This is a genomic window from Pseudomonas sp. 1, assembly GCF_056626735.1.
The window spans coordinates 37,013-51,347 of the sequence record NZ_JBWXMQ010000013.1 but is presented as its reverse complement, the minus strand read 5'-3'; the positions used below and the strand labels follow the sequence as shown (position 1 = coordinate 51,347).

Genomic DNA, 14,335 nt, shown 5'->3' with positions numbered 1-14,335 from the left:
GCCAGCTCCGCCAGCCCTGCGTCGGCGGGACATCCGGGCATGAAAAAGGGATGAGTCCGTTGCCGGAATCATCCCTCTCATCAAGCTACTTCACTGCATCGAACGGATCAGCCAAACATCGCGAATCCATCGATCGTGGCCGGCAGGTCGTAGACCTGGCCGTCAGCGGTCTGCAGATGCTCGATGTTGTTGTACCCGGCGTACCAGCCCTGCAGCTTCACACCGCTGTCGGGAACGCCGGTGCCGCCGTCGTTGGCGCCGTGCAGATAGGCGTCATCACCGATGCGAGTGACGTTCAACTGGCTGAGATTGGCGACGGTGTTCAGGATCAGCGTGTCATTGAGGTCCCAGCCTTCGTCCTGGATCGTCACCAGCCCGGTGGTGTTCACGATATAGGTGTCATCCCCCATACCACCGAGCGCGACACCGCCAGTACCGGACTGCCCCGCCAGGTTGAGAACCAGCACGTCATTACCGCTGCCACCGGACAACAGATAATTGCTGCCTGTGCCGGTCAGCACGTCATTGCCGTCATCACCGAAGGCACTGCCGCTGTTGACCGTGACGGTGTCATCGCCCTGGTCTCCATGGGCCACTGTACCCAGGTCATTCACGGCACTGACGATGACGTCATCACCCGAACCGCCAGACAGCGTGTCGGCTTGCGCAACATCGCCGTCGAGACCGGACTTCAGTCCGCCATAAAGGTGATCGTTGCCTTCGCCACCGGTAAGCTGGTCATCGCCGGTGCCGCCTTCAAGGATGTTGTCGTCCGAATTGCCTTGCAGCGAATCGTTGTACTTGCTGCCGCGCAGGCCTTCGATATCAATGTAGGTGTCGTAAAGCGCGATGCCGCTTTGCGGCCCCCAGTCAAGAGAAGCACTCAACCCTTCGCTGCTGTCGTCATAGCTGACGATGTCGATACCGGCCCCGCCTTCAAAGCGATCACCGCCCGCGCCACCCAGAAGGACGTCATTGCCGGCGCCCGAAACGATGACGTTGTCCCCGTCATTGCCGTAGCCAGTGAAGTCTGCCGTGCCGGTGTAGGTCATGTTTTCAATGAACGGATCCATGTGCATCGACGACAGGCTGGTGTACACGTGGTCGGTACCACCGAAGAGGTCCGTCTCGACAATACTCACACCGGCGCTGTTGATGATGTACACATCGTCGCCCCTTCCACCTTCCAGCGTCACGCCCGCGACGTTGGCGGTGAATCGGTCAGTGAACGACGTCCCGATGACTTTCTCGACGTTCAGCAACGTGACATCCGGACCCGCTTGCTGACCAATGCCGATACTGACGCCATCCCAGGAGTGACGGTAGCTCACGGTGTCGTAGCCATCGGCGCCATCCACGATCATCGCGTTATCGAGCAGATACACCATGTCATCGAAATTCGATCCCTGAATCGCCTCGATGCCAGTGAAGGTGTCGCCAGCAGCGATGGTCAATGCGTCGTAGTTCTCGAAGTCCTGGACTCTCACACCTTCAAGGCTGTCGGAATAGCTGACAGTATCGAAGCCTTCGCCACCCACGAAGTGATCCGCGCCGGCGCCACCCCAGAACCAGTCGTTGCCGGCACCGCCGATGATCTCGTTGTCAGCGGCATTGCCGTAACCCTTGAAATCGCCGGTACCGGTGAAGGTAAGTTTCTCGATGAACGGGTCCATCTTCATGGTGTTGAGGTGAGTGCGCAGCTCACCCGCAGCGACTGTCGTCGAAGCATCGTTGAACTCGACGCTCACCCCCGAGGACAAGGCGTAATAGCTCGCCGTATCAAATCCATCCCCGCCATCCAGCAGATCATTACCGGCACTTGCCAGCAACACATCATCCGACTCCAGTCCATGAAGTTGGTCATCACCGTCGGTGCCCAACAGGACATCGGCATCACTCGTTCCATTCACTACTGACATTTGCGTCTTCCTTGCGTTGTTGTTGAACCGGAACCTGCCTCGCGGGCACAAGCCGATCACGCCAGCAGCCACCGTCCGAGGTCAGCGAATAGAGAAGTATCGACAGGGAAATCCCAGTGCTTGAGGCTCTGCGGTGAAAAAGTATCGATACCGATACCAATGGAATGTTGAAGACGCAAAAAAGGCGACTCGATAGTCGCCTCTTTTCCAGCAGTGCCGGTCAGTCCGCCAGCCAGCCGTTTTCCCAATACCGCAGGTTGTCGCCGCGCAGCACGTAGTCGCGCAGTACGACTTCACGTAGTTGATCCCCCATGCGGTAACTGGCATCCGGATCGGCCAGGTGCATACGGATCGCTTGCAGCCACTCCTCGGTGGAATTGGTCTTGACCCGGGTGCACGGCAGGTAACCCTGATAGGCCTCGGTATCGGTGCAGACCACCGGGTAGCCGCATGCGCCGTACTCCAGCAGACGCAGGTTGCTCTTGCAGTCGTTGAAGATGTGGAACTCCAGCGGTGCCAGGGCCAGGTCAAGGTTGAGGCTGGCCAGTTTCGCCGGATACACATCCAGCGGGATCACGCCGTGGAACTCGTGCATGTACGGACGCAAGTCGTCCGGACACATGCCGAAAAACACCCAGTCGACCTCGTTCGCCAGTTCGCGAACCACATCGGCAATGACCGCCAGATCACCGTGGTGACTGGTGCCGCCACCCCAGCCAACGCGCGGCTTTTTCGAGGTGCGACGCTGGCTGCGCAGGTCGGTCCACAAATGCTGCGACAACATGTTCGGTACGACCCGGATGTCGTGGTGCATGTTCGACAGGACATTGGCCAGCGGCTGGGTAGACACCACCACACGATCGCAAAGACCGATTGCCCGCCGCACCAGCCGCTCCATTTCGTGCTTGTTCGGCATGTTGCGGATATGCGCGTTGCGATGAGGGACATCGATGACATAGTCATCGAGCTCGTAGATCCGCCGGGCGTTGAAAAAGTTTTTCAACGGTGGAATTTCCTCGATGGCACCTTCCGAGTAGCGCCCTTGCAATACGATCACGTCGGGCGACTGGCGCTCGATATCGATGATCGAAGGCAAGCCGTAGCAGATCCGTCCTTCGGCACGATTGGCCGCCTCAAGCTCGATCATCGGCTGACTGATGCGGTAGTGACCGATGGCGGAAGCGTTGATCGGTACCGCCAGTACGTTTGGCAACTGCGTGCGCAAAAACGGGCTCCAACCGGTACGCAGGCCCGGCTCCAGACTGAAGCTGGAAGCGCCAACACCTTGCACCGCCAGATTGACGTTGAACGCAGGGTCGCGCGCGATGAGGGGCAACCAGCGCTTGTAGAACGTCTCGTGCTCCTGAAACTGCTGTTGCTGCTCTTCTGCCGTAGCCTCGATCGTTGGCCGCGCACCCAGCGCCAGCTTGGCGTAAGGCGTCCAGACCACCAGATAACCTTCCCGCCCCACACGCAGACAAAGATCCGCCACATTGAGGGCCTGCGCCAGGTCCTGCTCGTCGAGCCCGTCGGCAGCCTCGAAAACGGCCTTGCGAATCATCAGGCAATCACCGCCGACAGCACTCAGGTCATGCACCGCCTGCAAGCGGAACATGTACCCGTCTGCCTGCAACGCTTGACCATAAAAGGGCAATCCCACGGCACCCTGCATGCCCAGAATCAGGCCGGCATGCAGCACGCAACCGTCCGGATTGTAGATCTTGGCGCCGACCACTCCGACTTCCGGGCGCTGCGCATGATTGAGCAGTTCGTCCAGCCAGTCGGACTGGGTGATGACTGCAAAGGAATTGAGCATCAGCACGTACTCACCGCGTGCCTGACCTACCGCAAAGTTGAGCGTGGCGGCTGCGTTGCCCTGCTGCGCAAAATTCAGCACGCGAACCCGATCGCTGCCCAACTGCGCCATGCCGTCCAGCCAGGCCAGCGCTTCGGCACTGGTGCTGCCGTTATCGACCAGCAACAGCTCGTATTCGGTGTAGGCGGTTTTTTCCAGCAGCGTCTCGACGCAGCGCTGCAAGGCGGCAGTCTGATCCTTGGTCACGATAATGACCGAGACCAGCGGACGCCGTGCGTGATGATAGTCGACGCGATTGAGCAGCTCGGAGCTGCCACTGCGAATGTCATGGGCCAGCCCGAGCCGTTGCAGATGCGCTTCGAGCACGCGCGGATTCTGTTCGATGACGCCTGGGTCCATGAGCCATTTGGACAGGTCGAAAGGCGACTCCAGCATGACCTCGGCGATGTGGCCGATAACCTGGGTGCCATCTTTCTCGACCAGTCGCCACAGCACATCGTGCGGCGCCAGCTGAGCGAATTCAGGAGCAAAACCACCGAGTGCCAGAAAACGCTCGCGCTCGAATGCCAGTGCCCGCCCGACATAAGGGTAGCTGCGCATCAGGTCGAGGTTGAAATCCGGCTTGAACGCAGGCTCTGCCGACTCCCCGTTACGCAAACTGCCCTCGTCGCTGTACAGGCACTTGAGCGACGGGAAGTGTACGATGCGCTCGGCCATGATCAGCAACGCCGGCGCCACCGGACGATCGCCGGCCTGCAGCAGGTAGAACCAGTCGGCTCCCTCCAGTTGCGGCAGCAGCGTATTGATCTGCTCCATGCCGTCGTCTTGCAGGGGCATGCGAAACACTCGCCCGTCGAGTTCGGTATCGGTACACGAGGCAGACAGGACCAGAATCAGCTCTGGTGGATAATCCTGAGCGGCAAGCGACGCCAGCGTGCGTTCGACACCGTCACGGCTGCCCTGCCGGTCGATGACGATCGGCACGATCCGTGGCTGATGCGACCAGCCGGCGAGGGTTTCCGGCAGCAATGTGCGCTGACCTTCGGTCAGCACCCGGCAGCCGAGCCACTGCGCATAGAGCTCGGCAAAACTCCAGCTGTCGATGCCGACGCTCCACTCCTGACGGCTCTGCTTGGTGCCAAGGGTGCGACTCAGCGGCAACTCTTCCCAGACCCGAGGCTGTTCGTCGGCCTTGGCCAGTGGAATGTAACGAACCCAGCCCGGTGCAGGTGCCGACTCGCCGCTGCGGGCCTTGAGCATCTGCGTCATCCACTCACGCTCGACTTCGAGGGCATCCTTCATCGGCTGTTGCGCACTCAGGCGCTCCGGGTATAACCGCTCGGCGCTGAGTACGTTGTTGGACACGGCAAGGTTGCCGCGCCGCAGCAGGCAGACATACAGGGCAAAATCCAGCGACGCGACAAAGCAGTGCCCGTCCTGAGTCAGGGCCGGCAACAGCTCTTCAACGTCGGAACGCCGGAACAACGCGTTGGTGAAGCCACCGAGGACGTTGACCGGGAACTTCTCGAAGATGCCCAGCAGATCGTCGCCCTTGAACAGCCCGCTATGTGGCGACAACGAGGTGTTTTCCAGGCGCGCGGGCAGGATGATGTCCTGCGCATCCCAGAACAGTCTCTGGGCCAGCACCAGGCTCACCTCCTCACGCATCATCTCCTGGGCCTGCTGCCGGATGCAGTCGGCATACAAGTGATCATCGTCGCACAGGAACTTGATGAACTCGCCCCGCGCCTGACTCAGGCATGCCTTGAGGTTGCCGATCATTCCCAGGGTGCGCGGATTGCGCACGTAGCGCACCTCGACGCCGGACTCCTTGATGACCGACGCAACGATACGTTCGATCTCGGACCCCCGGCTGTCATCGCAGACGATGATCTCCAGAGGGCTGTAAGTCTGGCTGACGGCACTGTTCAATGTCCGCTCGAAAAAGCGCGGGTTGAAGGAAGGAATGACCAGACTGACAAGGGGGAGTGAATTCACGGCGGACTCGCAAGCGGCGGGAACCCGCCCGGAACAGCGAGCCCTTTGAAACCGCAAAAAAAGACGATTGATACAGAGCGATCAGAGCAAGCGGGCGCTTGCGCGCCCGCTCAGGCTTCAGATCTTGTTGAACAGGCCCAACTGAGAGATTTTGCTGAACGCCAGTTGCGAGGCCTGCAGCATGGTCTGCTGCAAGGTCAGGCGGGTCATCACTTCGGCCGGATCCGAATCACGGATCGTGCCCTGAGTGGTGGAGTTTGCCAGCTGCAGGCTCTGGTTGGTGGTGCTCTGGTCATCCAGCGACTGCCCGCGGGCACCGATGGAGGTTACCGCGCTGCCGATCTGGTTGGCGGCGCTGTCGATGTTGCCGAGGCCGGCTTCCATGGCACCCTGGAATTTCTGCTTGGCCACCGGATCACCGTCGATCGGGGTGTTCAGTGCCGTGACCATCTGGCCCAACGTGTCGAGCACGTTCTGGGTCTGGTGGTTGTTGGACTGGATCGAGAACTGGTCACCGGCCGCCGGCGTGCCACCGAGGGCGAAGGTCACACCCGCTGCCGTGGCGTTGCCGCCCGCTACGGTACCCGACGAAATCGGCTTGCTGTCGGCAGTGACAGGCGCCGCGTACAGGTCGAACGCGGTGGCGCTGGTGAACTTCAGGACTGCGCCGCCGCCCGACGGGAAGGCGGCGTCGTAGGCTGCCTGGTTGGTGACGCTGGAACCGGTGATGACCGCGGTCGACGGGTTGCCCGGGCTGCGCGAAGCGGTGAACGAGTCCGGCGAAGCCGACAGCTGGAAGCTGTGACCGGCAATGACCGCGTCCGGGTTGGTATCGCCGGCCTTGAGGTTGATGTTCAGCTTCATGTCGACGCCACGGAAGCTGACCGTCTGGTTGGCGCCGTTGCTGTTGCTGATCAGACCGTTCTGGCTGGCCTCGGAAGTCACGTCATTGCCCAGGGCATCGGTGATCTTGATTTGAGTGCTGCTGATGAAATCCACGGTGTACGGCTGGCCGGCGGTGAATTTCGCGTTGTAAGTCGCAGCGGTGCCGACGATCCCGTTGGTCAGCACCACACGACCGTCATCGACCGCCGGAGCCGTCATGGTGGTCTGGGTCCGGGCGGTATTGATCGTCTGCTGGAAAGCATCCCAACCGGTGGTGTTGGTGGCCACCGACAGGCCGTCGCCAATGCCCAGGTTGATCTGGGTCTGGTCACCGTTGTAGGTGTAGGTGCCATCGGCGTTCTGCGAGTACGGCGCGGTATCGGTCTTCGAACCGGAGAACAGGTAATTGCCGTTGGCATCCTTGGAGTTCATCAGGCCCAGCACTTGTTGCTGGATCTGGCTCAGTTCGGCGGCGTAAGCCTGGCGGTCCTTGTCGGTGGCAATGCCGTTGTTGGCTGCCAGTCCGATTTCCTTGGCGCGCTGCAAGGCATCGGTGATAGCCGTCAGCGTGGATTCCTGAACGGTCAGCGCGCTCTTGGTGGTATCGATGTTGCCTTTGTACTGATCGAGCATCGCGGCCTGCTGGCCGAGCTTCAGCAAGCGACCGGCACCGATCGGATCGTCGGCGGCGGTGTTGATGCGCTGCAGGCTGCTGGCTTCGTTCGCGGTCGCGACAGCCTTGCTGTAGTTGCGCTGATATTGAGCAGCTTGCGTCGCGTAATACTGAGCGGTGGAAATGCGCATGAATTACGACTCCTTAAAGACTGTTGATCAGCGTGGCGAAGGTTTCCTGCGCAGCCTTGATGATCTGCGAAGACGCTGTGTAGTACTGCTGATACTTGACCAGGTTGCCGGTCTCTTCGTCCAGGTTGACCTGAGACAGCGAATCACGCGCGCCCTGCGCCTGATCCAGAATGGCTGTGGTGGCTTCGATGTCGGACTTGCTTTGCGCGGCCTTGGTACCGACGTTGGTTACCAGTTTGTTGTAGGCGTCGGTCAGGCTGATGCCCTTGCTGCCCGAACCGGTGTCCACGGTCTGCTTGGTCTGCAGGCCGACCAGCGCCTGGGCGTTGCGGTTGTCCGAGGACGCCGCGCCGGTCAGGCTCATGGTGAAGGTTTCGCCGGCCTTCGGGGTTGCGCCCACGGTGGTCTGCACGGTGAAGGTTTTCTGCACGTTCGGCGTGACGCTGGTGTCCATCACCGGCGCGCCGGTGGAGTCGACCATGCCGATCTTCAGGTTCAGGGTGTTGGCCTGCCCCGGCACGATGGTCCCGGTGCCGATGGTGTTGCCCTTGGCGTCGACCATGTTGTACGACTGGCTGCCGCTGGCGACCGCGCCGAACACCAGCTTGACCGGGGTCGAATATTTGAGCGCGTTCTGCAACTCGGCCTGGGAGGTCGGGTTGTAGATGTCGATGGTGTCGGTGAGCGTCGGCTGGGTGTAGGTGCCGGAGTTATTGGCACTGGCCACGCCGGTCAACGGTGCCGCCGCCGCGATTTTTTTCGGGTCGGTGAGCACGGTCTGGATGCTCGAGGCCGCGCCACGGGTCGGGGTCACCTTGAAGGTGTCGCCGGCGCTCAGGGCACCGCCATTGAGGGCCAGGGTGAAGCCGTCGATGACCGGAGGCGGCGTGGTCGTGGTGCTGAACGAACCCATGTCGGTACCGTCCGAGCGCTTGACCGTGTAGTTGGTCGCGCTGGTGAAAGTGACCTGGTAATCGTTGGTGGTCAGCTTGCCGGTGTCGCTGATGGTGACGTCAAGGTTGCCCGAACCTGCGCTGTTGCTCGCCTGGGCAATGCTGCGCTGACTGATCAGCGCGGCACTGTTGATGTTGTTGAAAATCGCGGCGCCGAAATCACCGTTCTTGTCGATGCCCTGGGCTTGCTGACGGTTGACCTGATCGGCGATCACCAGCGCCACGCGGCCCAGCTCGTTGAGCGAAGGGTCGAGCACTTCCTTGCGATAGCTCAGCAGACCGCCGATTTCGCCACCGCTGATCACCGAAGTGATGTCGATGGTGCTCGAACCGCGGTCCATCTGGATGCCCATGCGCGACGGGTCATCCTTGCTCGGCACGGTGCTCAGGGTGTTGGTGGTGTTACCGACAACCAGCGGCTGACCGCTGCCGACGTAAACGTCGAAGCTGGTGCCGCGCTCGACGACCTGCGCGCCGACCAACTGGGAGAGCTGGCGCACGGCTTCGTTACGGGTGTCGAGCAGATCGTTCGGCTGGCCGCCGCTGGTGGAAATCTCGCCGATCTTCTGGTTGAGATTGGCAATCGAGGTGGCCAGTTTGTTGACCTGGGCCGCCATGTCGCCAAGGTTGCCGTTGATCGTGGTGTTCTGGTCGTTGAGCTGCTTGGCCAGTGCGTTGAAGCGGCTGGTCAGGGCTTGCGCGCCGGTCAGCACCGATTGACGCGAAGTGTCGTCGGTGGCCGAGGTCGATACGCCCTGCATCGAGGTAAAAAACTTCTGCAGCACGCCGGTCAGGCCGGTGTTGGTGTCGGACAGCGAGCCGTCCAGTGCTGTCGCCTGCGCGCCATAGGCGTCGGCTTCGCTGCTCAGCGAGGTGGCGGTGTGCAGCTGCGATTCGAGGTAGGAGTTGTACACCCGGCGCACGTCGGCGAGGGTCGTACCGGTACCGATGAACACGTTGCCGTACTGAATCGAGGACTTGGTGCCCTGCACGGTTTGCTGACGCGAATAACCGGCGGTGTCGACGTTGGCAATGTTGTTACCTGTCACAGCCAGAGAGGACGAACTCGCGGCCAGCCCCGACATCCCGATATTGAGCAAACTCATGATTCAAACCTTACCTTGTGTTTATAAGGGCGTTGTTGAAACGCCGGCCGCAGCGTAGTTCTGATTGACCGTCATCTGCCTGGCAATCTGCGAAATCTTCGTCGCGTAGTTCGGGTCGGTCGCATAACCGGCCTTCTGCAATTCGCGTACAAACTGTTCTGGGTTATCGGCCGCCTTGAGCACATCTTGATAGCGATTATTGCTCTGCAGCAAAGTCACCAGATCGTGGAAGCTGTCCTTGTACGAGGCGTAGGAACGGAACTCGGCCGTCTCCTTGACCATCTGCCCATTGCGGAATTCGCTGGTGATCGCCCGGGCCGAATCGCCCTTCCAGTTGCTGCTGGCCTTGATGCCGAACAGGTTGTGACTGCTGCTGCCGTCCTGGGCGCGCATGACCGACTTGCCCCAACCGGTTTCCAGCGCGGCCTGAGCCACCAGATAACGCGGATCGACGCCAATGCGTGCGGCGGCTTCCTGCGCCATCGGCAGCATGGTGTTGACGAATTGGTCAGCGTTGCTGAACGCGCGTTTGGCCGGCGCCAGCGGAATCTGCGCCATGGCGCGACCGTAAATCTGCATCTGTCCGCCGGAGGCCTTGTCCGCCTCGGCGCGGTCCAGCCAGTCGCCGTTGTACAGCGGGCCGGAACCGGTGACAGCGGCAGTCGTGGTGCGTTGCGGCAATTGAGTGGCCGCTGCCGGCGTGGCCGACGGCACCAGGCCTGCGAGCAAGCGATCCGCCAGTTTCGGCGGCAACGCCAGACGACGCTGGTTGATCATTTCCATGTCGTTGCGATGGGTCAGTTCGGTGTTCGGCGCATGCACCGAACGCGACGCCCACAACGGACGCTCGCCATTGAGTCGCGACAACGGGCCATGGGTGGCCACGGTGCCAGCGGCAATCGGCGTTTCCACCGCAGCGGCCCTGGCCAGCGCTTCCTGCTGCTTGGCAGCGGACGCGGCCGCAGCCTCGCCCGGCGCCATCGGTTTGTTCTTCGACATCTGCTTTATCAGCACGTCGGCCAGGCCAATGCCACCACCCTCGCGGGACATGGAGACCGCCAGTTGCTGGTCATACATTTCCTGGTATTGCTTGGCGGCCGGCGTGTTGAGCGGGTTGTCCTGGCCCAGCGCCTCGGTGGCCGAACGCATCGACTTGAGCATTTCACCGAGGAACAGCGATTCGAATTCCTGCGCGACCTTGCGCATGTTCGCATCGCTGTTCTTGTCGCCGACCTTCAGTTGGTTCAAGCGATTGAGGTCGGAGTACGAGCCCGAATCGCTGCTGCTGACCAGACCGCTTTTGCGCATATCCATGGTCGCGGTCCTCAGATCACGATCAGGTCGGCTTGCAACGCGCCGGCCTGCTTCAGTGCTTCGAGGATCGCCATCAGGTCACCCGGCGCTGCGCCGACCTGGTTCACCGCCCGCACGATCTCGTCGAGGGTGGTGCCCGGGCCGAACTTGAACATCGGCTTGGCTTCCTGTTCGGCATTCACCCGCGAGCGCGGCACCACGGCGGTCTGGCCGTTGGACAGCGGACCCGGCTGGCTGACGATCGGGTCTTCGGTGATGGTCACGGTCAGGCTGCCGTGGGTCACGGCGGCTGGCGATACCTTCACGTTCTGGCCGATGACGATGGTGCCGGTACGCGAGTTGATGATGACTTTCGCCACCGCCTGACCCGGATCGACTTCGAGGTTTTCCAGGATCGACAGGTAGTCGACACGCTGGCTCGGATCGAGCGGCGCGGTCACACGAATGGAACCACCGTCGATGGCCTGGGCGACACCAGGGCCGAGCATGTCGTTGATCTTGTCGACGATGCGCTTGGCGGTGGTGAAGTCGGAACGGTTGAGGTTCAGCGTCAGGCTGTTGCCCTGGTTGAACCCGCTCGGCACCGAACGCTCGACCGACGCACCGCCAGGGATGCGACCGGCCGACGGAACGTTGACGGTGATCTTCGAACCGTCACGACCTTCGGCATCGAAACCGCCGACCACCAGGTTGCCCTGGGCGATGGCGTAGACGTTGCCGTCGATACCCTTGAGCGGAGTCAGCAACAGAGTGCCGCCGCGCAGGCTCTTGGAGTTACCGATAGACGACACGGTGATGTCGACCTGTTGACCCGGTTTGGCGAACGCCGGCAGATCGGCACTGACCGACACCGCCGCGACGTTTTTCAGCTGCACGTTGCCCGATCCCGGCGGCACTTTGATACCGAACTGCGAGAGCATGTTGTTGAAGGTCTGCAGGGTGAACGGGGTCTGCGTGGTCTGGTCGCCGGTGCCGTTGAGGCCGACCACCAGGCCATAGCCGATCAACTGGTTGGAACGCACGCCGGAGATGCTGGCGATATCTTTCAGCCGCTCGGCGTGGGCACCAAAGGCTGCGGACATCAACGCCGCAGCGAGCATGAGGCTCTTGAAATTCAACGTAGCCACCTAGAAAGGGAACAGCGGGCTGAGGAAGAAACGGTCGAACCAGCCTGGCTGACTCGCATCGGCGAACGAACCGGTGCCCGAGTAGGTGATGCGCGCATCGGCAACCCGGGTCGACGACACGGTGTTGTCAGTGGCGATGTCATCGGCGCGCACGAGGCCGGCGATCCGCACCAGCTCGTCGCCGGTGTTGAGGGTCATCCACTTCTCGCCACGCACGGCGATGATGCCGTTGGGCAAGACATCGGCGACGGTCACGGTGATCGAGCCGGTCAGGGTGTTGCCCTGTGCGGCCTTGCTGTCGCCCTTGGTTGCGCGGTCGCCGCTGTAGCCGACGTCCAGGCTCAGATCGTTACCGCCCAACGGGTTGTTGGTGGTGCCACTGCCGCCGAACAGCGACGTCAGACCGATGCCGGTCTTGCTGTTCTTGGCCACCTGCGAGTTGGCGTTCTTGCTGGCCTGGGTCTTCTCGTTCAGGGTGATGGTGATGATGTCACCGACCCGGAACGCCTTGCGGTCGCTGTACAGGTTCTGCTCGAAACCGGCCTGATAGATCGAGCCGTTGTTGGCGGCCGACGGCAACGGTGTGCGCGGCAACACCGGGGCGTAGTAAGGATCATTGGGCTTGGGCGTCGGGGCGACGCAGCCCGCGAGCGAGACGACCCCACTCAATGCCACAACAGATACAAAGCGCTTCATGACCCTTACCTCACGGTGTTGCAGGCGACCTCATGGCCGCCTCATAGACTTGATTACAGATTCTGCGTTACGAACGAGAGCATCTGGTCGGCGGTGGAGATCACCTTGGAGTTCATCTCGTACGCACGCTGAGTGGTGATCATGTTGACCATCTCTTCCACAGTGCTGACGTTGGAGGTTTCCAGGGTGTTCTGCAGGGTGGTACCGAAACCGTTCAGGCCCGGAGTACCGACTTGCGGTGCACCGGAAGCGGCGGTTTCCAGGAACAGGTTGTTGCCCACCGCTTGCAGACCGGCCGGGTTGATGAAGTCGGCGGTTTGCAGGTTGCCGATCACTTGCGAAGCGGCGTTGCCGGCAACGGTGATCGACACAGTGCCGTCACGGCCCACAGTGAAGGTCTGGGCGTTGTTCGGGATGACAATCGCCGGCTCCAGGGCGAAACCACTGGCGTTGACGATCTGACCGTTGGAGTCGAGGTGGAAAGTACCGTCACGGGTATAGGAAGTGGTGCCGTCCGGCTGCAGGATCTGGAAGAAACCGCGACCGTCGATGGCCATGTCCAGCGGCTGCTCGGTGGTCTGCAGGCTGCCGGCGGTGAAGTTTTTCTGGGTGCCGACGATGCGCACACCGGTACCCACCTGCAGACCCGACGGCAGTTCGCTGTCCTGGGTCGACTGGGCGCCTGGCTGACGCTTGATCTGGTACAGCAGGTCCTGGAATTCGGCGCGGTCACGTTTGAAACCCGTGGTCGACACGTTGGCCAGGTTGTTGGAAATGGTGGTCAGGTTGGTGTCCTGGGCGGACAGACCGGTTTTGGCAACCCATAGAGCCGGAAGCATTCGATTCTCCTCGTGCGCCTGTTTTACGGCGCGACGTTCTGATAATTAGCTGATCTGCAAGACCCGAGCCATGGCCTGGTCATCGTCTTTGGCGGTGTTCATCATCTTGACGTGCAGTTCGAACTGCTTGGCCAGGGCCAGCACCGACGTCATTTCTTCCACGGCATTGACGTTGCTCGACTCCAGGAAACCCGACACCAGTTTGACGTTGGCATCGGCCGGCGCAGGCTGGCCGTCCTTGGTGTAAATCGAACCGTCCAGGCCCTTGTTCATGTTCTTGATGTCCGGGTTGACCAGCTTGATCCGGTCGACTTCGGCCATGACGCGCGGACCTTCGCCCATCGCACGGATACTGATGGTGCCGTCTTCACCGACTTCCACCTGCTGTTCCGGCGGCACGGCGATCGGCCCGCCATTGCCCATGACCGGCATGCCGTTGCCGGCACGCAACACGCCGAGGGCATCGATATTGAGGCTGCCGGTGCGCACGTAGCTTTCCCCGCCATTAGGGTTCTGCACGGCGATCCAGCCGTTGCCCGACACGGCGACGTCGAGGTCGCGTCCGGTCTGCACCAGCGAGCCCGGCGTGAAGTCGGTGGCGGGCCGTTCGCTCATGGCAAACGCACGCGCCGGAAAGCTGTCACCAAACACCGGCATCGAACGCGCCTGCTCCAGGTCGCGCTGAAAACCATTGGTGGAGATGTTCGCCAGGTTGTTGGCATGAGCCTTTTGCGCCAGTGCGTTCTGGCTGGCGCCGGTCATTGCCACATAAAGGTACTTGTCCACACTCTTTCCTCTGCATGCCGGACGTTTGCCGCCCACCGCTGTACTGCTGAGCCATAAGCAATTTGCAGACCAACTTTTTTCTGGCGGCCAAG

At 61.4% G+C, this 14,335-nt stretch carries 9 protein-coding genes; all 9 read right to left on the bottom strand.

The window, feature by feature from the left end; all coding sequences use genetic code 11:
• Nucleotides 1–107 precede the first annotated feature (107 nt).
• The 9 genes from AC1MDC_RS19675 to AC1MDC_RS19635 all read right to left on the bottom strand — a co-directional run bounded on the left by AC1MDC_RS19675 (nucleotide 108) and on the right by AC1MDC_RS19635 (nucleotide 14,243).
• Nucleotides 108–1,919 (bottom strand): calcium-binding protein, encoded by a 1,812-nt coding sequence (locus AC1MDC_RS19675; protein WP_480393524.1) that lies wholly within the window; start codon nucleotides 1,917–1,919, stop codon nucleotides 108–110.
• Between the two features lie 220 nt (nucleotides 1,920–2,139).
• Nucleotides 2,140–5,733, bottom strand: coding sequence for a glycosyltransferase (locus tag AC1MDC_RS19670; RefSeq protein ID WP_085703331.1), 3,594 nt, complete (start codon nucleotides 5,731–5,733; stop codon nucleotides 2,140–2,142).
• A 117-nt stretch (nucleotides 5,734–5,850) separates the two neighbouring features.
• On the bottom strand, nucleotides 5,851–7,422 hold the full coding sequence (locus AC1MDC_RS19665; RefSeq protein WP_085699510.1) for a flagellar hook-associated protein 3: 1,572 nt from the start codon (nucleotides 7,420–7,422) through the stop codon (nucleotides 5,851–5,853).
• A 13-nt stretch (nucleotides 7,423–7,435) separates the two neighbouring features.
• Complete coding sequence (gene flgK / locus AC1MDC_RS19660) at nucleotides 7,436–9,481, bottom strand: flagellar hook-associated protein FlgK (RefSeq protein ID WP_085699512.1); 2,046 nt, start codon at nucleotides 9,479–9,481, stop codon at nucleotides 7,436–7,438.
• A 21-nt stretch (nucleotides 9,482–9,502) separates the two neighbouring features.
• Nucleotides 9,503–10,795 (bottom strand): flagellar assembly peptidoglycan hydrolase FlgJ, encoded by a 1,293-nt coding sequence (flgJ, locus tag AC1MDC_RS19655; protein ID WP_480393523.1) that lies wholly within the window; start codon nucleotides 10,793–10,795, stop codon nucleotides 9,503–9,505.
• Nucleotides 10,796–10,806: 11 nt separating this feature from the next.
• Nucleotides 10,807–11,895: a flagellar basal body P-ring protein FlgI gene (locus tag AC1MDC_RS19650; protein ID WP_011333019.1), complete on the bottom strand. Its 1,089-nt coding sequence runs from the start codon at nucleotides 11,893–11,895 to the stop codon at nucleotides 10,807–10,809.
• 27 nt (nucleotides 11,896–11,922) lie between these two features.
• On the bottom strand, nucleotides 11,923–12,618 hold the full coding sequence (gene flgH, locus AC1MDC_RS19645) for a flagellar basal body L-ring protein FlgH (RefSeq protein ID WP_085699519.1): 696 nt from the start codon (nucleotides 12,616–12,618) through the stop codon (nucleotides 11,923–11,925).
• 53 nt (nucleotides 12,619–12,671) lie between these two features.
• Nucleotides 12,672–13,457, bottom strand: coding sequence for a flagellar basal-body rod protein FlgG (flgG, locus tag AC1MDC_RS19640; protein WP_007958342.1), 786 nt, complete (start codon nucleotides 13,455–13,457; stop codon nucleotides 12,672–12,674).
• Nucleotides 13,458–13,502: 45 nt separating this feature from the next.
• A complete protein-coding gene (locus AC1MDC_RS19635; RefSeq protein ID WP_007958343.1) occupies nucleotides 13,503–14,243 on the bottom strand; it encodes a flagellar basal body rod protein FlgF in 741 nt (246 codons plus the stop codon).
• Nucleotides 14,244–14,335 lie beyond the last annotated feature (92 nt).

Coding starts and splice junctions, on each gene's coding strand:
- AC1MDC_RS19675 (WP_480393524.1), bottom strand. CDS start 1,919: ATGTCAGTAGTGAATGGAACGAGTGATGCCGATGTCCTGTTGGGCACC.
- AC1MDC_RS19665 (WP_085699510.1), bottom strand. CDS start 7,422: ATGCGCATTTCCACCGCTCAGTATTACGCGACGCAAGCTGCTCAATAT.
- flgK (WP_085699512.1), bottom strand. CDS start 9,481: ATGAGTTTGCTCAATATCGGGATGTCGGGGCTGGCCGCGAGTTCGTCC.
- flgJ (WP_480393523.1), bottom strand. CDS start 10,795: ATGGATATGCGCAAAAGCGGTCTGGTCAGCAGCAGCGATTCGGGCTCG.
- AC1MDC_RS19650 (WP_011333019.1), bottom strand. CDS start 11,895: ATGCTCGCTGCGGCGTTGATGTCCGCAGCCTTTGGTGCCCACGCCGAG.
- flgH (WP_085699519.1), bottom strand. CDS start 12,618: ATGAAGCGCTTTGTATCTGTTGTGGCATTGAGTGGGGTCGTCTCGCTC.
- flgG (WP_007958342.1), bottom strand. CDS start 13,457: ATGCTTCCGGCTCTATGGGTTGCCAAAACCGGTCTGTCCGCCCAGGAC.